Raw genomic sequence first — 23,494 nt, 5'->3', positions numbered from 1 at the left:
GGCGTGGCCGCCGGAAGACGGCCACGCCCCTCGGTTCAGCTCGTCGGGAAGTTGTCCGGCGTGCGGATCCGCTCGCGCACCCAGACACCGGCGGGCTTGAGCACACCGGTGCCCGCGAACGTGGTGCCGGAGCACGTCCCGGTCTTGAACACGGCACCGGTCAGGCCGTCGTCGGAGAAGTTCCAGTTGGCCCACGAGATCTTCTTGCGGGCCATCAGGTCGACGTACTTCTGCGACATGGTGAAGTCGTTCGAGCCGCCACCGGACGCGGCCTGCGTGCCGAACTCGGTCACGAACACGGGGACCTGGCTCGACACCTGGTCCAGCACGCTCAGGTACTCGTCGCGGTGGGCCTGGGCGTAGAAGTGGAACGAGTACATGAAGTTGGTCGCGTTGACCCGGTTGTTCAGCACCTCGGACGGGCTGTCGCCGTCGGAGTGGCCGAACGTCGACCAGCCGTTCGTGCCCGAGACGATGAGGCTGTCCGGGTCGATGTTCCGGATGACCGGGATCATCTGCTCGGCGTAGGACTTGACCCGCGACCACGACGTGCCGTTGGGCTCGTTGGCGATGTCGTAGATGATGTTGGTCTTGTCCTTGTGGCGCCGGGCGATCTCGGTGAAGAACGTCTTGGCGCGCGCCAGGTTGTAGTTCGGGTCACCGGGTGAGAGCTGGTGCCAGTCCACGAGGACGTAGATGCCGCGGCGCGTGGCCTCCTCGATGTAGCCGTGCATCAGGTCGGTGAACCTGCGGGGGTCGGTCTCGTAGCCGTCCTCCTGGATGTACATGGCGACGCGGATGAAGTCCGCGTTCCAGTCGTTCACCAGGGCGTCCCACCACTGGGACTTGGAGCACTGGTGGTACCACTGGATGCCGTGCGTGCTCATGCCGCGCAGCTGGATCGGCTTGCCGTACTGGTTGCAGAGCTGCACGCCGCACACCCGCAGCAGGCCGTTGACGTCGTGCGGCCGGGTGCCGCCGGGCGTGCCCGGCTGGGTGCGCACGGAGATCGAGTTCGACGCGCCGGACAGGTTGCCCGCCGCGTCCCGCGCCTGCACGGTGAAGGTGTAGGCGGTGTCCGGGGTGAGGCCGGAGACGGTGTGCGTGGTGCCGGTCGCCGTCTGCCCGTTGGACAGCACGTAGTCCGTCACGCCCACGTTGTCGGTGGACGCGTTCCACGCCAACGAGATCGACGTCGCCGTGGTGCCGGTGGAGCGCAGGCTGCCGGGCACGGAGGGGGCCACGGTGTCCGGCGTGCCGCCGCCCTGCGCGTCGACGTCGACGCGGTCCAGGTTCGGGCCGCCGTTCGACGTCGTCGCGACCGTCTTGATCTTGTTGGTACCGGCCTTGAGCGTGATGGAGGTGGACTTGGTGGTCCACGACGTCCACGCGCCGGTGCTCGGGAACGACAGCCGGCTCGCGACCACCGAGCCGTTCACCGAGACGTCCATCGGGCGGTCGGCCGTCTGGCCGTTGGCGAACCGGAAGGTGAGGTTCGCCGGGCCGGCGGCCGCCGCGTTCACGGTGAACTCGACGGAGCTGCCGATCTCGTTGTCGTAGTTGACGAAACCACTGCCGGTGAAGCCCGCGTGGTTCGACTCGACGAGGCCGTTCGAGATGGTCGCGTTCTCGGCCTGGTACTGGACCGGGGCGGCGACCGCGACGGCCGGGACGACGGTGAGCGCCAACGCTGCTGGGACTACCAGCAACAGGGATCTGGCCACAGGTGCCTCCTGTGTGAGGGGAACAGCAGGGCGCGGCGGCGATTTAGTTAAGAAGGTTTCCTAACGGTGGCATCACAGCACCGGACCTCTGCTCCTGTCAACAAATTCGGGCGACCGGGACAAGGGGGATGAGGCATCCTCGACCACCTGATGCGATCCACAGTCACCGTGACACCAGCACAGCTCCCGGAGGTGCTGCTGCACGTCGCCGTCGTCCGGCCGGTCTTCCTCTGGGGAGCACCGGGTATCGGCAAGTCCTCGCTCGTCCGCCGGTTCGCCACCGAACTGGGCCTCGAGTGCGTGACGCTGCTGGGCACCCAGCTGGCGCCCGAGGACCTCATCGGAGTTCCGGAACTGGTCGGTGGCCGGTCCCGGTTCGCCCCGCCCGAGTCCATCGCGCGGCACGACCCGTACTGCCTGTTCCTCGACGAGCTGAACGCGAGCTCCCCCGAGGTGCAGAAGGCGTTCTACTCACTGATCCTCGACCGGCGCATCGGCTCCTACGAGCTGCCGAAGGGCTCGATCGTGATCGGCGCGGGCAACCGGGCGGTCGACAACGCCCTGGCGCGCCCGATGGCGTCCGCACTGGTGAACCGCATGATCCACGTGCACCTCACCGCGTCCGCGCGCGACTGGCTCGCCTGGGCACGCCGCAACGACATCCACCCGTGGGTGCTGGAGTACCTGACCCAGCGCCCCGACCACCTGTGGAGCGCGGCGCCGAAGGTCGAGGAGACGTTCTCCACGCCGCGCGGCTGGCACATGCTCTCGGACGCGCTGCACTCGTTCGGCGAGGACATCTCCGAGGACCTCCTCGGCGTGCTCGCGTTCGGCACGGTCACCGCGAACCACGCGTCGATGTTCAAGGCGTACGTGAAGACCGTGCGCAACGCCTACGGGCTGGAGGCCGTGCTGCGCGGGGACACGCGCTGGCCGTCGGCGCCCCAGGACCGCGACCTGCTGTACTTCCTGGGTGAGGCGTTCCGCGCGCGGCTGGTGAAGGAGCTGCCGCACGACAAGACGCACGCGTCCGCGGCGGGCAAGCGGCTCGCGCACCGGGGCAAGGCGCTGCTGCTGGAGCTGGCCGAGCTGTCGCTCGAGATCGCGCAGATGGTGATCGCGGCCGACGACGACGGCAACCCCGTGCTACCCGCGTGGTTCCTCGTCGAGGTCACCCGTGACCTGCCCCGGCTGGTCGCGGCACGCGCATGAGCAGTCGCCGCAAGGGTGTCGCGGACCCCGCCGCGCTGGCGTTCGAGGCGGCGGACCGGCGGATCAACGCGCATCCGCTGTTCGCCGCCCTGAGCACCTACGTGCGCCGGCAGTCCGACCACCCGTGGGCGGACATCTCGCTCGACGGCCTGCTGTTCGCCCACCCGACGCGGAGGGCGACCGAGGACGAGTGGGCGTGGGTGTTCGCGCACTGCTTGCTGCACCTGGGTTTCAGCACGTTCTCCTGTGACGACGTGCTGGACTTCCAGCCCGCGCTCAAGTTCGGCAGGCGGCCCGGCTCGTGGGAGCCCGGCCGATGCGTCCGCGGTGAGGAGTCGAAGGACCCCGGGAAGTGGGCGAACCGGTTCGCCGCCGGGCTGTCCAACGCCGCCGTGGCCGCGATCGACGTGGCGGGCGGCGCGCGGTCCTCGCTGTCCGACTCCCGGCCGGTGAAGACCGAGTGGGAGCTGGCGCTGGGCTGGTTCGTGTCGAACTACCCGCTGCTGGGCGCACTGGCGTCGACGATGACCGTGGTGGCGGACGCGGAACTGGCGCGCGGCTGGGACATCTCGATCGCCGCGGTGTCCGCGGCCTCGGCCGAGATCTACGTGAACCCGTTGGCGGGCTTGACGAAACCGGAGTGGCGGTTCGTGCTGGCGCACGAGATGCTGCACGCCGCGCTGCGCCACGGCGACCGGACCGGCGGGCGGGACCCGTACCTGTGGAACGTCGCCGCGGACTTCGTGGTGAACGGCTGGCTGGTCGAGATGGGCGTCGGATCGGCGCCGTCCGGGGCGCTGCACGACCCCGAACTGCGCGGCCTGTCGGCGGAGTCCGTCTACGACCGGATCACGACGGACCTGCGGCGGTACCGGAAGTTGCTGACGCTGCGCGGGAACCGCCAGGGCGACCTGCTCGGCGAACCGTTGCGCGGACCGGCCGACTTCGCCGACCTCGACGACTTCTACCGGCGTGCGTTGCTGACGGGACTGAGCTACCACACGTCCGCGCGCGGACTGCTGCCCGCGGGACTGGTCGAGGAGATCCGCGCGCTGGAGCACCCGCCGCTGTCGTGGGACGCCCAGCTGGCGCGGTGGTTCGAGGAGTTCGTCCCGGCCGCGGAGAAGCGGCGCAGCTACGCGCGGGCGTCACGCCGCCAAGCGTCCACTCCGGACATCCCGCGGCCCGGCTGGCTGCGACCCGAGTCGCTGGAGGCGCGGCCGACGTTCGGCGTCGTGCTCGACACGTCCGGCTCGATGGACCCGCGGTTGCTGGGCAAGGCTCTCGGCGCGATCGCCTCCTACGCCGCGGCACGTGACGTGCCCGCCGCTCGCGTGGTTTTCTGTGACGCGATGGCATATGACGCCGGATACGTGCCCGTCGAGGACATAGCGGGCCGGGTGGCGGTGCGCGGGCGCGGCGGCACGGTGCTGCAGCCCGGGATCGACCTGCTCGAACGCGCCCCGGACTTCCCCTCCGGCGGGCCGGTCCTGGTGATCACCGACGGCGGGTGCGACGTGCTGCGGATCCGGCGGGAGCACGCGTTCCTGATCCCGGCGGGGGCCCACCTGCCGTTCCGCGCCCGCGGCCCGGTCTTCCGGATGTCCTGATGGAGATCGCCTGTGACGAGTCGGGGTCCGAGGGCGAGAAGCTCGTCGGCGGGGTCACCGCCGTCTTCGCGCACGCGGCCGTGCGGTTCTCCCACTCCGACGCGGCGGCGTGTGTGGAGTCGTTGCGGGACATGATCAAGTCACCGGCCCAGGAGTACAAGGCGAACCACCTGCTGCGGACCAAGAACCGGTGGGCGCTGCTGTGGTTCCTCGGCCCGGACGGCCCGCTCGCGGGGCGCGCCCGCGTGCAACTCGTGGACAAGCGGCGGTTCCTGGCCTCGCGGGTGCGGGCGGAGTTCGGCTCGGTGACCGGGCCGTTGGAGCTGTACAACGACCTCCTGCGCGCCCGCGGCCCGCGCGGCGCCCTGGACCCGTTGTTCCCGGCGATCCTGCGGGCCGTGGCCCAGTGGGGCGGGCCGGTGTCGATCGTGCACGACCAGCAGCTGTCGCTCACCGACGGGCGGATCCGGCAGCTCAAGGAACTCGCGCCCCGGCTGGAGAGCCTGGTGCTGGCCGACTCGCAGTTCGACGCCCGCGTGCAGGTGGCCGACTTCCTGGCCGGCATCGCGCGGCGCGTCGCCGAAGAGGAACTGCACGGGCGCCCTGACCGAGAGGTGATCGAGTTGCTGATGCCGTTCGTCGTCGGACCGGGGATGTGGCATGCCTGACGCGCTCTTCGCCGATCCCCGGCTCGCTCGGCTCTACGACGCGTTCGACGGGCCGCGCGACGACCTGGACCACTACCTGGCGATCGCCGCCGAACTCGGTGCGGCGAGCGTGCTGGACGTCGGCTGCGGCACGGGGTGCTTCGCCACGGTGCTGGCCGGCGCGGGTCTCGCGGTCGTCGGCGTCGACCCGGCGCTCGCGTCGCTGGACCTGGCACGGGCCAAGGATTCCCGGGTCAGGTGGATCCACGGCGACGCGACCACCCTGCCTCCGCTCCAGGTCGATCTCGCGACGATGACCGCGAACGTGGCGCAGGTGTTCCTCGGCGACGACTGGGAGGCGACGCTGCGCGGCGTGCACGGCGCGTTGGGTCCCGGCGGGCACCTGGTGTTCGAATCACGGCGGCCGGAGGCCAAGGCGTGGGAGGGCTGGGCCACGACCACGCACCGGGTGGTGGACGGCGTCGAGGAACGGCGTGAGCTGCTCGGCGCCGACCTGCCGTTCGTGTCGTTCCGCCACACCTACCGCTTCCCGGACGGCACGGAGGTCGCCTCGGACTCGACGCTGCGGTTCCGCTCGCGCGCCGAGATCGAGGAAAGCCTCGTGGCGTGCGGGTTCGAGGTCGTGGACGTGCGCGACGCGCCGGACCGGCCGGGACTCGAGAACGTGTTCGTGGCCCGGAAGGTCAGCTGACCAGCGCGGGCTGCTTCCACGCCTGCACGAGCCACGGCAGGACGCGCGGCAGGCGGTCGGCCACGATGTCGTGCAGCACCAGCACCATCCGGCCGGACTGCCCGGGCCCGGCGTCGAGCCACACGACGTGCATCAGCACACCGGCCTGCAGGTCGAGTCCCGCCTCCGCCTCCGCGAGGGCCGCGGGGGTGGCGGCGACGGGATCACTCACCTCGTGGTGCGCGAAGCCGGAACGACACAGCTCGGGATGCAGTTCCACCAGGGACTCCATGGCGGCGGCGAGGCGTCCCACGCCCAGCCCTGCCCGAACCTGCACCGTAATCGCTCTCACATTAGGAGAGCCTAACCTAGGCCCCACCGCGGATTCCGCCCACTGAGTCCCAGGACACGGTCGAACAGCGGAGCGTTCGAGCCGACCTCGACCGCCGCGCCGAACAGCGAGCCGTCGCGGTCGTCCGACCCGATCGACGACACGAAGCCGTGCACGACCTGGAGCAGGCCTTCCTCGACCTCGAACGGCTGCCCGGTCGCCTTCGCGAGGTCCCAGCCGTGCAGGACGATCTCGTCCAGCGCCACGGCCGCCGCGACCTCCCCCGACAGGTCGACTCCGCCCGCGCGGGTCATCCCCTCCCACGCCTCGTGAGCGCGCCAGGCCCGCGCGAGCTCGTCCAGCCTCGCCGGGATCGACTCGCGGAAGTCGTCCGGCAGCCGGGACGCGTCACCGGACGCCGTGCCCTCCAGCGGGGTCTTGCCCGCCGCCATCGTGAACGCGACCGCCAGGCCGTTGACGTGGTCGAGCAGGTCGCCGACCGTGTAGTCCGGGCACGGGGTCGGCGCCTCCAGGTCGCTGTCGCCCACGGCGCGCACCACGTCGGCCAGCCGGGCGGCCGCGGGGGTGAGGTCGAACATCAGTAGCCGTCGCCTCCCCAGAACTGCTCCTCCAGCGTGTCCGCGGTGCCGGCGAGCAGCTGCAGCGGGTCGGTGAACTCGTGGATGTCGAGGTCCTTCAACGGCAGCGAGTGCCGGACCACCACGTGCTCCCCCATGATCGCGAGGCCGCAGGCGACGGTGGAGTTGCCGACCTCCTCCAGCACCGCGCGCAGGTCCACCTGCGCCGCGAGCCCGCACGGGGAGGCGATCTGCACCCACTCGTGCATCTTGTCGAGCACTTCCCGGACGATGATCACGACCTGCGTGCGGTCGTCCTCGTCCTCCTCCACGTCCCCGAAGGTGAAGAGGATCCTCAGCTCCTCGTCCTCGTCGTGGATGACGTCGTACTCGGCGCGGACGTAATCCGCGAGGTCTCCCCAACTCGCCATGGCGCAACCCTACTGGCCGCGATGGCCCACAGCCCGACGACGAGCACGGCGCCGACCTCGGCGATGAGCAAGATCCTCTCGATGTACCCCAACGGGAACACGCGCCACCACCGCACGTCCGAGACGGCGCTCAGCGCAATGGCGTAGAGCAGCGGCATGAATGCGACAACGCTCAACAAACCGGATGCCATCGTCCACCTGGCGTGTCGCCCCCACACGTGGTCCTTCAGCCACGGCCGGGCGAGCGCGATGATCGCGATCGGCAGGCTCACGAACGCGACCATGCTGCCGAACCGGTGGATGCTGCCGCTGACCTCGTTGGTGCCCATCGCCCAGTTCGTCTTGGGGAACGCCACCACGAGGAACAGGCCGGCCGACCAGAGGACCAGCGCGATCGCGCCGGTGGACCGCCACTTCGCCACGCCCTTGTGGACCAGCACGCCGAGGATCGCGAGCGAGCCGACCGCCAGGAGCACCACGGCCACGTCGAACACCGGGCGGTAGTCGCCCAGCGCGTACTCGCTGATCGTGCGGCGCAGCGGCCCCACGGTCAGGTCGAGCAGGCCGACCATGGCGACCGTCACGACTACGGCGAGGGAACCGCCGGTGGCGGCGAGTCGAGGTATCAGCACACAACGGACAACGCCCCGGCCGGCGCGCCGGGTTCCTGGGTTCAGCAACCCGACAGGTTCAGCTCAGGATCGCGCCGCACGTGATGTTGACCTGCGCACCCGTGACCGTGCGGCCCCAGTCCGAGGCCGCGAACACCGCGGCCCTGCCCACGTCGTCGAGCGTCGCGGCCCTGCCGAGCGCCGTCTGGCCGACGATGTCGGGTTCGACCTGGTCGCGGAACTCGCCCGGGATCGACTCGGGGACGCCACCGGTCTGCAGGGTCACCGTGCGGACGCCGTGCGGGCCGAGCTCCGCCGCGAGCTGGCGGCGCATCGCCTCGACCGCGTCGAACGCCGTCACCAGGCCGCCGAGGTTCCAGCGCCGGTGCACCTGGCCGTCGCTCGTGCCGCCGAAGAACAGGATCACGCCGTCCTCCTGCCGGATCATGTGCCGGGCGGCGGCACGGGCGGTGAGGAACTTCGAGCGCACGTTCGTGACGACCGGGCTCAGGTAGTCGTCGACGCTCATCTCGTGCAGCGGCGTGCCCTGCACGTCGTTGTCGGAGATGACGTTCACGGAGATGTCGATCCGCTCGAACCCGGCCGCGTGCTCGTCCACGCTCCGCTCGTCCAGCGCGTCGACCACGGCGTACCTGACGCCGAGCTGCTCGGCCTTCGCCTTGAGCGACGCCTCGGTGCGCGCGGCCAGGTGCACCTCGGCGCCCGCGTCGCGGAACGCCTTCGCGATGGCACCGCCGATCGTGCCCGCGCCGTAGATGACTGCGATCTTCCCGTCGAGGTTCATCGGTTCGCCGGTCATGCCCGGCAGGCTAACCGCTACCGCAGCGCCTCGCGCGCCTCCGCCGCCACCGCCCCGGCCACCGCGGTCAGCGCCGGCGAGTCGAGCTTCCACTGCTGCCAGTACAGCGGCACGGAGATGGTCCGGCCCGGCGCGAGGTCGACCAGCCCCTCCTGGAGTTGCTGCGGCGGCACCATCCCCCAGCCGAGGCCCGCCACGATGGCCCGCACGTACACCTCGGACGACGGCACGTAGTGGCGGTGCTCGGACGCGCCCCTGCCGCGGGTCAGCGTGCGCGCGAACCGGTCCTGCAGGTCGTCGTTGCGGTCGAACACGACGACCGGCGCGTGCGGCAGCCACGACTTCAGCGGGCCGTCCTCGTGCCGGTCGACGAACTCCCTCGAAGCCATTGCCGCGTAACGGATCTCGCCGAGCTTGGTGACCGAGCAGCCCGCCACCGGTTCGCGGGACGACGTGACCGCCGCCATCACCAGTCCCTGGCGCAGCAACGCCGTCGTGTGGTCCTGGTCCTCGCGGTGCAGGTCGAACGAGATCCTGAGGTCCGGCGGAACCCGTTGCAGGGCGGGCAGGAACCACGTGGCGAGCGAGTCGGCGTTCACGGCGATCGGCACCCGCACGACCGCGTCCTGACCCAGCGCCGCGTCCAGGTCCTGGTCGAGGGCGAGCAGTTGCCGACCGTAGCGGACCAGCACCTCGCCGGACGGCGTCAGCCGGACCGGGCGGGCGCGGACGAGCAGCACACGCCCGGTGCGTTGCTCCAGCGCCTTGATGCGTTGCGAGACAGCGGAAGGAGTGACGTGCAGCGCGGCGGCGGCCGCGTCGAACGTGCCCGCGTCGACGACCGCGAGCAGCGTGCGCACCAGGTCCAGGTCCATCACGAGCGCTAATGCTACGTAAGAATCTGTAGCTGGTCTCATCAAGACGGCGTCAATACCGTGGACGCCGTGACTGACCTGCTGCTCGGCTTCGGCACCATGATGACCCTGATCGTCGCGATCGGCGCGCAGAACGCTTTCGTTCTGCGCCAGGGGATTCGCCGTGAGGCCGTGGTCAGGGTCGTCGCGGTCTGCGCCCTCTCCGACGCGATCCTCGTCGCGGTGGGCGTCGCCGGGTTCGGTGCCGTGGTGGAGAGGTTCCCCGCGGCGATCACCGTCGCGGCGGTCGTCGGCGGTCTTTTCCTGCTGGGCTACGGCTTCCTGGCCGCGCGCAGGGCGTTGCACCCGTCGGCGCTGGACGCCGGGACCGGGACCAGCAGCCGGCCCGTGCTGACCGCGCTCGCGCTGACGTGGCTCAACCCGCACGTCTACCTCGACACGCTGCTCCTGCTCGGCTCGATCGCGGCCGGCCGATGGCTCTTCGGCGTCGGCGCGGTGACCGCGAGCATCACGTGGTTCGTCGCGCTCGGCTTCGGCGCCCGCCTGCTCGGCCCGCTGTTCGCGAAGCCCCGCGCGTGGCGGGTCCTCGACGGCCTCATCGCCGCCGTGATGATCACTCTCGGGGTGGTCCTGATCGCCGGGTCGTGATCATCACCAGCACCGCCGCGACGGCCAGTCCGACACTCGCCGCGGGCGCCGCCGGCCCGACGAAAAGGGACGTCGAAGCGAGCCCCGCGCTGACCAGAGCACCGATGACGACCCGCGGCCGAAGATCACCCACGTTGATGACCCTAACCCACGACACGCGCATGTTGGGTGGTGATCCAGACCCCACCACCACATGTAGTATCTGCCGCGCTGGTGGTTCACCGACTCGGCTCAACCGGGCCGGTGAGGCAAGAGGGAACCCGGTGAGAACCCGGGACTGCCCCGCAGCGGTGAGTGGGAACGAAAGTCGTCAACGAAGCACTGGGTCGCACGACCTGGGAAGCGACGGCCGGTAGGCGTCAGCGGTGCGCCCACGAGTCCGAAGACCTGCCACTGGTGTGCGCGCAAGCCTGCGCGCACGACACGGTGCCCCGAGGGAGGGCGGCTGTGTGCACCAGTGGTGTCCACTGGCGTGCGCATGCGCTTTTCCCCGGGCCTGCTCGCGAGGAGAGAGCGTGCCCGACCGCCTTTCAGTGGTCATCAACGAAGCCTGCGCCGACCTGCCCAACGCGTCGGCCGAGGCGGTCCTGGCCGAGACCAAGCGGAACCTCTACCACGGCATCACCGACACCGAGCTGGCACTCGCGCCGATCATGGCCGCCCGCACGATGGTCGAACTCGACCCGGACTACTCCTACGTCAGCGCCCGCCTGCTGCTGGACAAGCTGCGCGCCGAGGCCTGCGGGATCCCGCTGTCGCACGCGGAGATGACCGAGCGCTACCCCGCGTACTTCGCTTCGTTCGTCCGCGACGGCATCGAGTTCGGCCAGCTCGACCCGCGCCTGGCCGACTTCGACCTGGCCCGTCTCGGTGCCGCCCTGCGGGCCTCGCGGGACCTGGACTTCCAGTTCCTGGGCATGCAGACCCTGTACGACCGCTACTTCCTGCACCACGACGGCCGCCGTTACGAGCTCCCCCAGGCGTTCTTCATGCGCGTCGCCATGGGTTTGGCGTTGGAGGAGGACGACCGCGACGCCCGCGCCATCGAGTTCTACGAGCTGCTGTCGTCGTTCGACTTCATGTGCTCGACCCCGACGCTGTTCAACTCCGGCACCACGCGTCCGCAGCTGTCGTCGTGCTTCCTCACCACCGTCGACGACGACCTGGCCGCGATCTTCCACGGCATCAGCAACAACGCGCTGCTGTCGAAGTTCGCGGGCGGGCTGGGCAACGACTGGACGCCGGTGCGCGGGATCGGCGCGCACATCAAGGGGACCAACGGCAAGTCGCAGGGTGTCGTGCCGTTCCTCAAGGTCGCCAACGACACCGCGGTCGCGGTCAACCAGGGCGGGCGTCGCAAGGGCGCGGTCTGCGCGTACCTCGAGACCTGGCACATCGACGTCGAGGAGTTCCTCGACCTGCGCAAGAACACCGGCGACGAACGCCGCCGCACCCACGACATGAACACCGCGAACTGGGTGCCGGACGAGTTCCTGCGCCGCGTCCGCGCGAACGGCCAGTGGACGCTGTTCTCCCCGGACGAGGTGCCGGACCTGCACGACGCGTTCGGCGACGAGTTCGCCGAGAAGTACCGCGCCTACGAGGCCAAGGCCGACAACGGCGAGATCAAGGTCTTCCGCCGGCTCCCGGCCGTGGACCTGTGGCGGCGCATGCTCACGATGCTGTTCGAGACCGGCCACCCGTGGATCACGTTCAAGGACCCGTGCAACCTGCGGTCGCCGCAGCAGCACAACGGTGTGGTGCACTCGTCGAACCTGTGCACCGAGATCACCCTGAACACCACGGTCGACGAGGTCGCGGTCTGCAACCTGGGCAGCGTCAACCTCGCGCAGCACGTGACGGCTCAGGGCATCGACCACGCGCGGCTCGAGAAGACCGTGCGCACGGCGGTGCGGATGCTCGACAACGTGATCGACGTGAACTACTACACGATCCCGGAGGCGAAGAACTCCAACCTGAAGCACCGGCCCGTCGGCCTGGGGCTGATGGGCTTCCAGGACGCGCTGTTCACGCTCGGCACGCCGATGGCGTCGAAGGAGGCCGTCGAGTTCGCCGACCGCAGCATGGAGGAGATCAGCTACTACGCCATCGACGCGTCCGCCGATCTCGCCCAGGAGCGCGGCGCGTACCGGTCGTTCGAGGGATCGTTGTGGAGCAGGGGGATCCTGCCGATCGACTCGGTCGAGATCCTGGCCGCCACGCGCGGCGAGGGTGAGCTGGAGCAGAACCGCGAGTCCACGATGGACTGGGCCCCGGTGCGCGAGAAGGCCCGCAGGGGCATGCGGAACTCGAACGTCATGGCGATCGCCCCGACGGCGACCATCGCGAACATCACGGGCGTGAACCAGTCGATCGAGCCGCTCTACCGCAACCTGTACGTGAAGTCGAACATGTCCGGCGACTTCACCGTGATCAACCCGGACCTGGTGCGGGCGCTCAAGCAGCGCGGGCTGTGGGACGAGCAGATGATCTCGGACCTCAAGCTGCACGACGGCAGCCTCGGTGCGATCGACCGGGTGCCGCCGTACCTGAAGGCGTTGTACGCCACGGCGTTCGAGGTCGACAGCTCGTGGCTGATCGAGGCGGGCTCGCGTCGTCAGAAGTGGATCGACCAGGCGCAGTCGCTGAACCTGTACCTGGCCTCGCCGAGCGGCCGCAAGCTCGACGAGCTGTACCAACTGGCGTGGGTGCGCGGGCTCAAGACCACGTACTACCTGCGCACGCAGAGCGCCACGCACGTGGAGAAGTCCACGTTGCAGGGCACCGACGGCAAGCTCAACGCCGTCTCGCCCGTGGCAGTGGACCCCAACTGCTCCATCACCGACCCCGACTGCGAGGCCTGCCAGTGACCGAGAACATGATCGAGGCGGGCGCCGCCCGCGTCTCCGTCGACGACAAGGCGATGATCAACTGTCGCGCCGACGTCAACCAGCTGCTGCCGCTCAAGTACCACTGGGCGTGGGAGAAGTACCTGGCCGGCTGCAACAACGCGTGGATGCCGACCGAGGTGTCCATGCAGGCCGACATCGGCCTGTGGAAGTCGAAGGACGGACTGACCGACGACGAGCGCTTGATGATCAAGCGCAACCTCGGGTTCTTCGCGACGAGCGAGTCGTTGGTGGCCAACAACATCGTGCTCGCGGTCTACCGGCACCTGACGAACCCCGAGTGCCGCCAGTACCTGCTGCGGCAGGCCTTCGAGGAGGCCGTGCACACGCACACGTTCCAGTACATCTGCGAGTCGCTCGGCCTCGACGACGGCGAGCTGTTCAACATGTACCGGGAGATCCCGTCCATCACGGACAAGGCGGCGTGGGCGCTGCAGTTCACGCAGCACCTGGAGGACCCGGAGTTCCGGACCGGCACGCCGGAGAAGGACCAGGCGTTCCTCAAGGACCTCGTCGCGTTCTACGTGGTGTTCGAGGGCATGTGGTTCTACACCGGGTTCGCGCAGATCCTGTCACTCGGCCGGCGCAACAAGATGGTCGGCGTCGCCGAGCAGTACCAGTACATCCTGCGCGACGAGTCGATCCACCTGAACTTCGGCATCGACGCGATCAACCAGATCAAGATCGAGAACCCGCACCTGTGGAACGACGTGTTCCAGAAGGAGGTGCGGACCATGCTCGCGGAGGGCTGCGAGCTGGAGATCGCCTACGGCCGCGACACGATGCCGAACGGCATCCTGGGGCTCAACGCCGACCTGTGCGAGCAGTACATGCGGTTCATCACGAACCGCCGCTGCGCGCAGCTCGGCCTGGAGCCGGTGTGGGAGCAGACGGAGAACCCGTTCCCGTGGATGTCGGAGATGATGGACCTCAAGAAGGAGAAGAACTTCTTCGAGACCCGCGTCATCGAGTACCAGAACGGCGGCTCACTGGAGTGGTGAGGTGAGGCGGCCGGACGGTCACACGGCCGTCCGGTCGCCGCCACCCCGAGCGTCTGCGACGATGCCGGCATGGCACTCGGCACCGTCAAGTTCTTCCGGCCCGACAACGGCTGGGGAGCCGTCGCCTCGCCGGAGCTGCCGGACGGATGCGACGCGTGGGTGCACTTCAGCGCGATCGAGATGGACGGGTACCGCGCCCTGGAAGCGGGTGACCGGGTCGAGTTCGACTACGAGGCGGCCCGGCAGGACGGCTTCCGGTTCCGCGTGACCCGCGTCCGCAGGCTGTGACCCCGCGCCGGCTCATCCCAGCCGCACGGCCTCCGGCAGCCCGGCCCGGTCCGCGACAGGCCACGCCAGCGGATCGGGCCCGAGCTCCACGAGCTCGGCGATCTGCAGCCTCGACCACGGCGAGATCTCGCGCGTGCCGTCGAGCGCGGAGGCGGCGAACTCGGCCCACGGGACGCGTTCGGTCGAGTCGACCTCGTCGGGGTTGGGCACCGGCTCGTCGTCGGTGAGCACCCGGAACACCGGGCACATCTCGTTCTCCACCACGCCGTCCATGACCGCGCGGTAGCGGAAGGCGGGCAGGATGAGCTCGGCCGCGGAGACGGTCATGCCGAGCTCGTCGCGCAACCGGCGCAGGACGGCCTGTTCCATGTCCTCGCCGGGCGCCGGGTGGCCGCAGCAGGTGTTGGTCCACAGGCCGGGGAACGTCTTCTTGTGCAAAGCTCGGCGGGTGAGCACGGTGTTGCCCGCCGAGTCGAACACGTAGCTGGAAAACGCCAGGTGCAGCGGGGTGTCCGCGTGGTGCACCACTGCCTTGTCCTCGACGCCGATGGCCGAACCGTCCTCGGCCAGGAGGACCACCTGTTCCACAGTCACGCCACCACGTAATCACACGCGGTCCAAGATCGGGAACCGGGTGTCCCGGGTGAGGGCTCGAGCGCGGGACCAGCCGGGCCCCAGGTGGCGGAGGTCACCCTGGGGGTATGACTTCCCCGATCGCTCAGGCTCACACCATGTTCCTGGTGCTGGTCAGCCCGTCGGGCCAGTACTCGATCTGGCCGGCGGTGCTGCAGGTGCCCGCGGGCTGGCTGGTCGTGCACGGAGTCGCGTCCAGGCAGTCCTGTGCGGACCACGTGGACGCGCTCCGGGCCGACCAGCCGTTGGCCGCATAGCCCTACAGCAGGCGGATGTACCCGTGCGCCGAGGAGCCGCCGTGCTCGTTGTTGCCCGCGTACGAGGCCGTGAAGCCCTGCAGCAGCGTGGACACGCCGACCAGCAGCGGCACCTGGGCGTCGCAGGTGGCCTTGCCGGACGCGTTGGTCGTCGCGGTGCAGAGCGGGTTGCCCTTCACCGTGCGGAAGACGACCTGCTGACCGGCGACCGGCGCCCCGGTGTGCTTGTCGGTGAGCGTGGCGTTGACGCCGCGGACCGTGAAGCCGAGGAGCCGCAGCTGCAGCTGGGCGGTGCCGGCCACGAGCTTCGACGCGGCGGGCGGCACGAAGTTGATCGCGATGCCCACCGGGCGCTGCCCGACGGCGACGCTCGTGGTGACCGAGTTCGACGCCGTGCTGATGACCGACACGGTGTTGCTGTCGAAGTTCGTGACGTACGCGCTCGCGCCGTCCGGCGTGACGGCCACGCCGATCGGGCGGTCGCCGACGCCGATCTGCTGCAGTTCGGTGAGCGTCGTGAGGTCCACGACGGACACCGTGTCGGACTGGCTGTTCGTCACGTACGCGCGCGTGCCGTCCGGCGTCAGCGCGATGCCGTGCGGCGTGATGCCGACGGACGCGCTGCCGACGACGGCGCGCGAGGCGACGTCGATGGCGGAGACGCTGTTCGAGAGCTTGTTGACCACGTACATCCGCGTGCCGTCCGACGACGCCGCGATGGCGGTGGCCGCGCTGCCGACGTCGATCGTGGTGGCGACGGCGTTGGACGTCGTGTCGATGACCGAGACCTTGCCCGCCCCGGTGACGTCGTGCGTGACGTAGACGGCCGAGCCGTCCCTGGTGACGACGACACCGTCGGGGTTCTCCCCGACCGCGACCGTCGCGGTGACGGCGAGCGTGGCCGTGTCGACCACGGACACCGTGCCGCCGAGGTAGTTGGTGACGTAGACGAAGCCGCCACCGGGGGCGACCGCGACGCCCGCCGGGCGGTTGCCGACGGGAACCGCCTTGTCGACCGTGTTGGTCGGCGTGTCGATCACCAGCAGCGTGTTCTGCAGGGAGCTCGTCACGTAGCCGCGGGTCCCGTCGAACGCGACCGCCGCCATGTACGGCGAGTTGCCGCCGCCGTCGGCGATCGTCGTGGACACCGCGTTCGTGGCCGTGTCGATCACCGACACCCCGCCGCCGTTGTTGGCGACGTATCCCAGAACCCGGCCGGCGGGCGCCGCCTGGGCCGGGCTCACCACCAGTGCCGTGGTGACGGCAGCCGCCATCACCAGTGGACGTAACCGCATGTTCGATGCCTCCTGGCGAGTCATCCCGACCTTCTCAGGACATCGCGGGAGGAGGAGCGGGCGTTAGCCTTTTCAGCCGCTTCTCGAACCAGTGGTCGGCGTACTCGGCGTCGTTGTAGCGCTCGATCTCGGTGAAGCCGCGCTTGGCGTACAAACCCCTTGCCTCGACGAGGTCCCTGCGCGTGTCGAGCCTCAGAGCGGTGATGCCGCGCCGCCGCGCCTCGGCCTCCACGGCGGAGAGCAACGCGGACGCGGCACCCCGGCCGCGGAACGGCTCGCGCACGAACATCCGGGTCAGCTCACCGACGTCGCCGGACAGGAACCGCATCCCCAGGCAGCCGACATCGGTGCCGTCGAGGGACAGCACGAGGAACACCGGCACGTCGTGGTCCTGCTCGTCGCGTTCGTACGCGTCGATCTCCGCGTCGCTCGCCGGCCGGCCCCGGTAGCGGCTGATCATCTCGGCGTTGTACTCGCGGGTGAGCGGCGAACCCTCGACGTCGGCGACCCTCGCGGTCCAGGTGGTCATGCGACCATCATCGGAAGCCGGTCCACTGTGATTCAGGTCACTGCAACACCGGCACGGCGAGAAGCCAACTGGGGGCGTGATGTTCGCGGAGCTGTTCGACGAGCACGCCCACCCGTTGCACAGATACCTGGCGCGGCGGGTGGGCGTCGACGTGGCCGACGACCTCGTCAGCGAGACCTTCCTCGCCGCCATGCGCGGGAAGGAGGGCTACGACCCGGAGAAGGGCAGCGTCGTCGGCTGGCTCTACGGCATCGCGACGAACCTGTTGCGCGGCCACGCCAAACGCGAGACCCGCCTGCTGCGGACCGCCGAGCGGTACGGCGTCGACCTGGGTGTCGCCGAGTCGCTGGAGCACACGGTGGTCACCCGGATCGACTCCCGCTCGCACCTGCGCCGGATCGCGCGCGAGCTGGCCAGGATGCCCGAGGCCGACCGCGACCTGGTGCTGCTCGTGTCGCTCGCCGGGCTGACCGTGCAGCAGGCGGCCGAAGCCCTCGACCTCAACCCCGGAACCGCCCGGTCCCGTCTGCACCGGCTGCGCGCGAAGCTGAAGGAAGTGGAACATGCGTGACGTGCTGGACGACGACCTCGCCGAGCTGTACCCGGTGCGCGGCGGCGACGAAGTGCGGCTGGCCCGGTTGCGCGAGCAGTTGTTCGCCGAGAAGCCGCCGTCGCGCTCGCGCCACTGGATCGGCATCGCCGCGGCGGTCGTGGCGGTCGTGCTGATCACCGGGCTCGTGGTGTTCGTGCGACCGGAGCGGTTCACCCCGGACGTCGCCGAGATGCCCACCGCGCCCGCCACCTCGCTCGCCGAGGCGGCGGTGCTGCTGGAGCGGTCGCAGCCGCGCGGCCGGTACAGGCACATCCGGTACGAGACCTGGCTGACGTTCACCGACAACGACAAGGGCGCCACCACCGCGATGCAGGCGGAGTTCGTCGCCGAGGTCTGGCTGCCGACGGCCGACGGACAGCAGGTGAAGATCCAGCGCAGGGCGACCGGCCGCACGCGCGCGGTCGCCGGCGTCCCGGAGACGCCCGGCTTCACGCCCAGCCGCGTGTACACGGGCCCGCAGATGTGGGACACGGTCTGCCCGACGACCCCGTGCTACGAGACGAGCCTGCTCAACCCGCTGAGCCAGGAGCTGCGGGAGACGCTGGGTTCCGCGTCCTCCGCGTTGCTCTCGCCGTTCACCGCCAAGGACAAGAAGGCGGTTCTCTACCGCCAGCTCGCCGCCGTCGACGGGGTGCGCTACAACGACGGCGCGGTGACCGCGGAGGGCGGCAAGGCCTCCTTCACCCTCGACCCGGCGACGGGTGAGGTCACCGGGTACGAGGAACGGCAGGTCTTCGCCGGCGGCGCACTGCCCGCGGGGACCTCGCTGATGTCCATCGCGGTCACCTACGAGTGGACCGATCAGCGGCCGTCGTAGGACCTCGGCAGGTACCAGGCCAGGGCGGCGCGCAGCTCGGCGACGTCGCGCTCGCGCCGCCTCCTGGTGCGCTCGTGGGCGATCGGGAAGACGCGCACACCGCCGTGGTGCGCGCCGAAGAACCGGCGCGGTGCCGGGTCCTTCAGCCAGACGACGACCCACGGCCGTTTCTTGTGCGGCACGACGCGCACCCGTGCGAGCTCGTACCACCAGTACTGGTGGAACTTGCCGTTGCGCGTGGTGGCGATGCCCTCGCGGCTGATCTCGATGACGACCCGACGGCGGGCGGCCGCGCTGAAGTACCGCACGGCACGCACGACGAGCACGCAGAACGCGGCCAGCGCGAGCAGCTGCGTGGCGCCGTTGGCCTGGGCGGCCGGGTCGGCGATCGCGGCGGCGAGCAGGGCCACGGCCAGGTTCAGCACGCCCCACGCCATCGGCACGAACCGCGACGTCGAGAACGTCGCGGCGGCGGGCGTCATGGGCGCGGGCATCTTGGTGGTCGGCGGCTTCGGCGTGACGACCTGCGAGAGCAGGCGCGTCACCTCGGCCGGTTCCGGGCGCTTGGCCGGGTCGCGGTGCATGCACTTCTGCACGAGCGGCCGCAGCGCCTTGGGCACGCCGTCGATGTCCGGCTCGCCGTGGGCGGCCTTGTAGAGCAACGTGGCCGTCGGGCCCTCGCCGAACGGGCCCTTGCCCGTCGCCGCGTAGACCAGCACGGCGCCCAGGGCGAACACGTCGGACGGCGACGCGACCTCCTGGCCGGTGATCTGCTCGGGCGAGAGGAAGCCGGGCGTGCCGAAGACCATGCCGGTCTCCGTCAGCGCGGTGTGCTCCATCGCGCGGGAGATGCCGAAGTCGATGACGCGCGGGCCGTCGGCGCCCAGCAGCACGTTGGACGGCTTGAGGTCGCGGTGGACGAGGCCCGCGCGGTGGATCGCGGTGAGCGCCTCGGCCAGACCCTCGGCGAGGCGTCTCAAATGGTGCTCGGGCAGCGGTCCGTGCCGTTCGATGGCCTCCTGCAGCGTCGGGCCGGGCACGTACTCCGTCGCCATCCACGGCCGGGCCGCCCGCGTGTCGGCGTCCACGACGGCCGCCGTGCCGGCGCTGCCGACCGCACGGGCCATCTGGACCTCGCGGCGGAACCGCTCGCGGAAGCGCGGGTCGTCGGCGAGCTCGGCGCGGGCGACCTTGACCGCCACCTGGCGCCCGTCGCTGCCTTGTCCCAGGTAGACCGTTCCCATGGCGCCACGACCAAGCCTGCCCAGGAGCAGGTAGTCACCGATGCGCTGTGGTTGGTCCACCTTCACCGGATCGAGGGTAGCGGGAACTCGGGCCGAAACCTCACATCTGAGTAGATCTACGTAGGCTTTCACCCATGGGCCGGACAAGGTTGTACCGCAACGGCGAGCTCGTCAGCTCGGACTTCCCGGTCGCCGACGTCTCGCGGCACCTCCAAGATCAGTCCGCGATCGTGTGGTTCGACCTGTGCGCGCCGTCGGAGGACGAGATAGGTCTGCTGCGCGACGAACTGGGGCTGCACGAGCTCGCGATCGAGGACGCGTTCTCCGAGCGGCAGCGCCCGAAGGTCGACCGCTACCCCACCCACCTGTTCCTCTCCGTCTACGCCGTCCGGTACGAGCAGCACGAGATCAGGACGTGCGAGGTCGACGTCTTCGTGGCGCGCAACGCGCTCGTGACGGTCCGCGAGAGCGAGGACTACGACCTGGCGGGCGTGCTGCGGCGGTGGGACAGCGCGCCCACGCTCGCGTCGTCGGGCATCGGCTTCCTGCTGCACGGCCTGCTCGACGACGTCGTGGACGGCCACTACGCCGCCGCCCAGCAGCTCGACGACGACATCGAGGCCCTCGAGGACCGCATCTACGACGAGAAGCCGCACGTGGGCCGCAAGGCCCTGCAGCTCCGCCGCGCGCTGGTCCAGCTGCGCCGCGTCGCGCTGCCCATGCGCGAGGTCCTCGGCTCGCTGCTGCACCGCGAGCACGAACTGGTGGACGACGTGATGATGCCGTACTACCTGGACGTGAAGGACCACACGCTCTTCATCGCCGAACTGACGGAGTCGATGCGCGAGCTGGTCACGAACCTCCGCGAGGCCGAGGTCGCCGTCCAGGGCAACCGCCTCAACTCGATCATGAAGAAGGTCACGAGCTGGGCCGCGATCATCGCCGTCCCGACCGCCATCTCGGGCTACTACGGCATGAACGTCCCCTACCCGGGCTTCGAGCAGAGGTGGGGCTTCTGGGTCTCCACGCTGGGTATCTTCGGCCTCTCCTACTTCCTGTACGTGATGTTCAAGCGCCGCGATTGGTTGTGAGCCCCCCGTGAAGATCCACCTGACCCGCCGTGACGAGCTCGCGATCATCACGATCGACGCACCCCCGCTCAACCTGTACTCCCTGGACCTCGACGCCGAGTTCCACGAGGCCCTGGACGACCTGGGCGACGCACGCGCACTGCTGGTCAACGCCACGGGCAAGGTGGTGTCGGGCGGAGTCGACGTCTCCCTGTTCGCCGCCCAGGAGTACCGCGAGGAGGCCCAGCAGCTGTTCGACCGCATGCTGCTGCTCCCCCAGCGCCTCGCCGCACTGCCGATGCCGACCGTCTTCGCCGCGCACGCCCTGTGCCTGACCTGGGCCTTCGAGCTGGCGGTGGCCTGCGACCTCCTCGTCGCCTCGTCGTCGGCCCGCTTCGGCCTGGTGGAGAAGGTCGTGGGCCTCACCCCGACCATGGGCGGCACCCAACGCCTGGCCGCCCGCGCGGGCGTGGCGCGGGCGAAGGAGTTCGTCATGACCGGCGACCTCTACGACGCCGCGACCCTGGAGCGCTGGAACGTCGTGAACCGCGTGTTCCCGGACGACGGCTTCGCCCTCGCCGCCGAGGAGTTCGCCCTGGGGTTGGCCGTGGGCCCGACGCGCGCGCACGCCGCCACCAAGCAGGTGCTCGCGCACTACGAGCACGGCGGGGTGGCGGAGGCCGACGCGCACGTGACGACCATCGCGTCGGGGCTGTACGAGACCGAGGACCTGCCTCGGGCCGTGCACAGCTTCCTGACGGACGGGCCTGGGCGGGCGACCTTCACGGGCCGCTGAGCGGAGGGCGGGCAGGAGCGGCCGTAGGTCGGCGGCGGCAGGTCGGCGCCAGGCACGCGGCAAGTGGGCGGTAGGCAGTCAGCCAAGCAGGCGGCGGCAGGTGCCACGCGGCAGGCAGGCGGACGGCGGGCAGGCGGACGGCGGGTAGAGGCGGCGGGCAGGCTGCGGCAGCTGCCAGGCGGCAGGCCAGGACTGGCGCACAACGAGCGGCGCCGAGGCACAGCCCTCCCCCGACATCCTCCGGCCGACGGCGAAGCCGAGACACCCTTCCGCCACGGCAATGGCGAAGCCGAGGCGTCACTCCCCGCACCACAGGCAACGGCGAAGCCGAGCACCTCACCACCCACGCAATGCCGAAGGCGAGGCGTCCCTACCTCCACGGGCTCTGAGCAGCGGTGATGACTCAACCCCGACGGCGATTGGGGCTTGACTTCGGGTGCGAGGCCTTAAACTTGACCACTCGGCCGGGCTTCACAGACCGGCCTCTATTAGGCCGAGAAAGGCCTCGCAAGGGCCCCGAAGTCAAGCCTCAATCGCAATCGTCGCGAAGCGGCGATGACCGGCACCGGCTCGACACGACCCAAGCCGACCCTCACGCCCCTACCCGTTGTCCCGAAACTGAAGCCACCGCGAACTCAACGAGTCCCAAATCTCCTGGTACCGCTCGAACATCTCCCGAACCCGCTCGACCTCCACCTGATCAGCCGGAGTGGACGCGACGTAATAGGCCAAGTCGTCCTCCAGCCGGTGGAACCGGTAACTGGCCTCCTCCATCAACACCCACAACGACCGCCAAGCGAAGAACGGCTCCAAAGCGGACACCACGGTGACGACCGCCACGAGCGCGAACGCCGTCCCCGTCCAGGGGTCGAGGTTCTGCAGGCCGAGGATGATCGTCGACACCGCCGAAAGCACCAAAGTGGTCAGTCGGACAGTTACGGACTTCCACCTGAACCGCTGCTTGCGCGAGCGGGCGTAGGCGTGCCCTCGCGCGATCTGTCCCTGGAGGTGTTGTGCGAGTTCCAACGGCTTCAAGCCGGACGGCAAGTCGGTCACCGGCAAGACAATAGTTTCGGGGTACGTTCCCCCGCGTGCAGTTCGATGGACCGAGAACCTTGCTGGCCGTCCACGCCCACCCCGACGACGAGTCGCGGTCGACCGGCGGAATCCTGGCCCACTACGCCCGCCAGGGCGTTCGGATCGTCCTCGTCACGTGTACCGGTGGCGAGCTCGGGGACATGCCCGGTGGCGCGAAGCCCGGCGATCCCAACCACCACCCGCAGGCTGTGGCCTCGCGCAGGCGGGCGCAGCTCAACGCCGCGTGCGACGTGCTCGGGATCACGGACCTGGAACTGTTGGGGTACCACGACTCCGGCGAGACGGGTGAGGTGCCGCCCGGCGCGTTCTGCTCCATTCCCGTCGAGACGGCCGCGGGCCGGCTGTCCGCGCTGCTGGAGCACTTCCGGCCGCAGGTCGTCGTCACGCACAACCACCACAACCCGCACCAGCACCGCGACCACGTGCACGCCGCCAGGGTCGCGCACCACGCGGTGAAGGAGACGGGGATCCCGGCGAAGCTGTACCTGGAGTCGCACGACAGCCTGGCGACCACCAGGATCGACACGTCGCACGTCGCCGACCTCAAGCGCAAGGCGTTGCACTGCTACGAAAGCCAGTCGCTCATCGGGAAGCTGACGGCGCAGCAGAGGTTCGCGACCGAGTCGTACATCCGGGCGTTCGACACCACGAACGCCCGGCTGCCCGAGACCGACCTGTTCGCCGGCATCACGCACCACGGGCCGGACCTGCCGCGGTGGTGAGGGCGTCCGGGAGCGCTTCTCGCGCTACCTGGACACCGACGAAC

General features: G+C 69.9%; 26 protein-coding genes and 1 riboswitch. Of the genes, 14 read left to right on the top strand and 12 right to left on the bottom strand.

Annotation, left to right across the window (positions count from 1 at the left end):
- Window positions 1-35: 35 nt before the first annotated feature.
- A complete protein-coding gene (locus BMY74_RS40035; RefSeq protein WP_089926306.1) occupies window positions 36-1,724 on the bottom strand; it encodes a cellulase family glycosylhydrolase in 1,689 nt (562 codons plus the stop codon).
- Window positions 1,725-1,874: 150 nt separating this feature from the next.
- Between BMY74_RS40035 and BMY74_RS40030 the strand changes: the two genes are divergently transcribed.
- Genes BMY74_RS40030 through BMY74_RS40015 form a run of 4 tightly spaced genes read left to right on the top strand, consistent with a single transcriptional unit; the run spans window position 1,875 to window position 5,905 of the window.
- Entirely contained in the window at window positions 1,875-2,936 is a 1,062-nt protein-coding gene (locus tag BMY74_RS40030) for an ATP-binding protein (RefSeq protein WP_089926303.1), read from the top strand.
- A complete protein-coding gene (locus BMY74_RS40025; protein WP_089926300.1) occupies window positions 2,933-4,546 on the top strand; it encodes a vWA domain-containing protein in 1,614 nt (537 codons plus the stop codon). The genes BMY74_RS40030 and BMY74_RS40025 overlap by 4 nt, the downstream gene beginning before the upstream one ends.
- Window positions 4,546-5,214 (top strand): hypothetical protein, encoded by a 669-nt coding sequence (locus BMY74_RS40020; protein WP_089926297.1) that lies wholly within the window; start codon window positions 4,546-4,548, stop codon window positions 5,212-5,214. Before BMY74_RS40025 ends, BMY74_RS40020 begins: the two co-directional genes overlap by 1 nt.
- Window positions 5,207-5,905 (top strand): class I SAM-dependent DNA methyltransferase, encoded by a 699-nt coding sequence (locus BMY74_RS40015; protein ID WP_089926295.1) that lies wholly within the window; start codon window positions 5,207-5,209, stop codon window positions 5,903-5,905. Before BMY74_RS40020 ends, BMY74_RS40015 begins: the two co-directional genes overlap by 8 nt.
- On the opposite strand, the gene BMY74_RS40010 is transcribed toward BMY74_RS40015, so the two are convergent.
- Genes BMY74_RS40010 through BMY74_RS39985 form a run of 6 tightly spaced genes read right to left on the bottom strand, consistent with a single transcriptional unit; the run spans window position 5,898 to window position 9,530 of the window.
- Complete coding sequence (locus BMY74_RS40010) at window positions 5,898-6,236, bottom strand: condensation domain-containing protein (RefSeq protein WP_143091913.1); 339 nt, start codon at window positions 6,234-6,236, stop codon at window positions 5,898-5,900. The genes BMY74_RS40015 and BMY74_RS40010 overlap by 8 nt on opposite strands.
- Before the next feature lie 11 nt (window positions 6,237-6,247).
- Window positions 6,248-6,814 carry a TIGR03086 family metal-binding protein gene (locus BMY74_RS40005; protein WP_089926288.1) on the bottom strand — a complete coding sequence of 189 codons (567 nt, stop codon included), beginning with the start codon at window positions 6,812-6,814 and terminating at the stop codon, window positions 6,248-6,250.
- Window positions 6,814-7,224, bottom strand: a complete 411-nt coding sequence (locus BMY74_RS40000; protein ID WP_089926286.1) for a type III secretion system chaperone family protein — start codon at window positions 7,222-7,224, stop codon at window positions 6,814-6,816. The genes BMY74_RS40005 and BMY74_RS40000 overlap by 1 nt, the downstream gene beginning before the upstream one ends.
- Entirely contained in the window at window positions 7,149-7,856 is a 708-nt protein-coding gene (locus tag BMY74_RS39995; RefSeq protein ID WP_245786651.1) for a DUF998 domain-containing protein, read from the bottom strand. Before BMY74_RS39995 ends, BMY74_RS40000 begins: the two co-directional genes overlap by 76 nt.
- Window positions 7,857-7,914: 58 nt before the next feature.
- Window positions 7,915-8,655 carry an SDR family NAD(P)-dependent oxidoreductase gene (locus BMY74_RS39990; protein WP_245786650.1) on the bottom strand — a complete coding sequence of 247 codons (741 nt, stop codon included), beginning with the start codon at window positions 8,653-8,655 and terminating at the stop codon, window positions 7,915-7,917.
- 17 nt (window positions 8,656-8,672) lie between these two features.
- Window positions 8,673-9,530 (bottom strand): LysR family transcriptional regulator ArgP, encoded by an 858-nt coding sequence (locus tag BMY74_RS39985; protein WP_089926465.1) that lies wholly within the window; start codon window positions 9,528-9,530, stop codon window positions 8,673-8,675.
- A 99-nt stretch (window positions 9,531-9,629) separates the two neighbouring features.
- Between BMY74_RS39985 and BMY74_RS39980 the strand changes: the two genes are divergently transcribed.
- From BMY74_RS39980 to BMY74_RS39965, 4 genes are all read left to right on the top strand, one after another.
- Window positions 9,630-10,178 (top strand): LysE/ArgO family amino acid transporter, encoded by a 549-nt coding sequence (locus tag BMY74_RS39980; RefSeq protein ID WP_089926461.1) that lies wholly within the window; start codon window positions 9,630-9,632, stop codon window positions 10,176-10,178.
- Between the two features lie 197 nt (window positions 10,179-10,375).
- A riboswitch (cobalamin riboswitch) is annotated at window positions 10,376-10,587 on the top strand.
- A 106-nt stretch (window positions 10,588-10,693) separates the two neighbouring features.
- The gene (locus BMY74_RS39975; protein WP_245786649.1) at window positions 10,694-13,048 is read left to right on the top strand and encodes a ribonucleoside-diphosphate reductase subunit alpha; all 2,355 of its coding nucleotides are present in this window, start codon (window positions 10,694-10,696) and stop codon (window positions 13,046-13,048) included.
- An 8-nt stretch (window positions 13,049-13,056) separates the two neighbouring features.
- The gene (locus BMY74_RS39970) at window positions 13,057-14,088 is read left to right on the top strand and encodes a ribonucleotide-diphosphate reductase subunit beta (RefSeq protein ID WP_089926458.1); all 1,032 of its coding nucleotides are present in this window, start codon (window positions 13,057-13,059) and stop codon (window positions 14,086-14,088) included.
- A gap of 69 nt (window positions 14,089-14,157) precedes the next feature.
- Window positions 14,158-14,376: a cold-shock protein gene (locus BMY74_RS39965; protein WP_089926283.1), complete on the top strand. Its 219-nt coding sequence runs from the start codon at window positions 14,158-14,160 to the stop codon at window positions 14,374-14,376.
- A gap of 12 nt (window positions 14,377-14,388) precedes the next feature.
- On the opposite strand, the gene idi is transcribed toward BMY74_RS39965, so the two are convergent.
- Window positions 14,389-14,964 carry an isopentenyl-diphosphate Delta-isomerase gene (gene idi, locus BMY74_RS39960; RefSeq protein ID WP_089926280.1) on the bottom strand — a complete coding sequence of 192 codons (576 nt, stop codon included), beginning with the start codon at window positions 14,962-14,964 and terminating at the stop codon, window positions 14,389-14,391.
- A 113-nt stretch (window positions 14,965-15,077) separates the two neighbouring features.
- Between idi and BMY74_RS39955 the strand changes: the two genes are divergently transcribed.
- Window positions 15,078-15,266: an MbtH family protein gene (locus BMY74_RS39955; protein WP_089926277.1), complete on the top strand. Its 189-nt coding sequence runs from the start codon at window positions 15,078-15,080 to the stop codon at window positions 15,264-15,266.
- 2 nt (window positions 15,267-15,268) lie between these two features.
- Here BMY74_RS39955 and BMY74_RS39950 read toward each other — a convergent pair whose 3' ends face one another.
- Both BMY74_RS39950 and BMY74_RS39945 read right to left on the bottom strand, forming a co-directional pair.
- Entirely contained in the window at window positions 15,269-16,561 is a 1,293-nt protein-coding gene (locus BMY74_RS39950) for a YVTN family beta-propeller repeat protein (RefSeq protein ID WP_245786648.1), read from the bottom strand.
- Window positions 16,562-16,595: 34 nt separating this feature from the next.
- The gene (locus BMY74_RS39945) at window positions 16,596-17,090 is read right to left on the bottom strand and encodes a GNAT family N-acetyltransferase (protein ID WP_143091912.1); all 495 of its coding nucleotides are present in this window, start codon (window positions 17,088-17,090) and stop codon (window positions 16,596-16,598) included.
- A 40-nt stretch (window positions 17,091-17,130) separates the two neighbouring features.
- On the opposite strand from BMY74_RS39945, the gene BMY74_RS39940 reads away from it, so the two are divergent.
- Together BMY74_RS39940 and BMY74_RS39935 are read left to right on the top strand one after the other, a co-directional pair.
- Window positions 17,131-17,661 carry an RNA polymerase sigma factor gene (locus BMY74_RS39940; protein WP_281245046.1) on the top strand — a complete coding sequence of 177 codons (531 nt, stop codon included), beginning with the start codon at window positions 17,131-17,133 and terminating at the stop codon, window positions 17,659-17,661.
- A complete protein-coding gene (locus BMY74_RS39935) occupies window positions 17,654-18,520 on the top strand; it encodes a hypothetical protein (RefSeq protein ID WP_089926263.1) in 867 nt (288 codons plus the stop codon). Before BMY74_RS39940 ends, BMY74_RS39935 begins: the two co-directional genes overlap by 8 nt.
- Here BMY74_RS39935 and BMY74_RS39930 read toward each other — a convergent pair.
- Window positions 18,505-19,830: a serine/threonine-protein kinase gene (locus tag BMY74_RS39930; protein WP_245786647.1), complete on the bottom strand. Its 1,326-nt coding sequence runs from the start codon at window positions 19,828-19,830 to the stop codon at window positions 18,505-18,507. The genes BMY74_RS39935 and BMY74_RS39930 overlap by 16 nt on opposite strands.
- A gap of 68 nt (window positions 19,831-19,898) precedes the next feature.
- Between BMY74_RS39930 and BMY74_RS39925 the strand changes: the two genes are divergently transcribed.
- A complete protein-coding gene (locus tag BMY74_RS39925) occupies window positions 19,899-20,855 on the top strand; it encodes a magnesium transporter CorA family protein (protein ID WP_177230164.1) in 957 nt (318 codons plus the stop codon).
- A 7-nt stretch (window positions 20,856-20,862) separates the two neighbouring features.
- Window positions 20,863-21,630 (top strand): enoyl-CoA hydratase/isomerase family protein, encoded by a 768-nt coding sequence (locus BMY74_RS39920; protein ID WP_245786646.1) that lies wholly within the window; start codon window positions 20,863-20,865, stop codon window positions 21,628-21,630.
- 600 nt (window positions 21,631-22,230) lie between these two features.
- On the opposite strand, the gene BMY74_RS39915 is transcribed toward BMY74_RS39920, so the two are convergent.
- A complete protein-coding gene (locus tag BMY74_RS39915; RefSeq protein ID WP_245786645.1) occupies window positions 22,231-22,686 on the bottom strand; it encodes a DUF4231 domain-containing protein in 456 nt (151 codons plus the stop codon).
- Between the two features lie 35 nt (window positions 22,687-22,721).
- On the opposite strand from BMY74_RS39915, the gene BMY74_RS47070 reads away from it, so the two are divergent.
- A complete protein-coding gene (locus BMY74_RS47070; RefSeq protein ID WP_089926254.1) occupies window positions 22,722-23,450 on the top strand; it encodes a PIG-L deacetylase family protein in 729 nt (242 codons plus the stop codon).
- The last annotated feature ends 44 nt before the right edge of the window (window positions 23,451-23,494 follow it).

This window comes from Lentzea albida (assembly GCF_900111005.1).
Lineage (GTDB): Bacteria > Actinomycetota > Actinomycetes > Mycobacteriales > Pseudonocardiaceae > Lentzea > Lentzea albida.
This window is presented reverse-complemented; position numbering and strand designations above follow the sequence as displayed.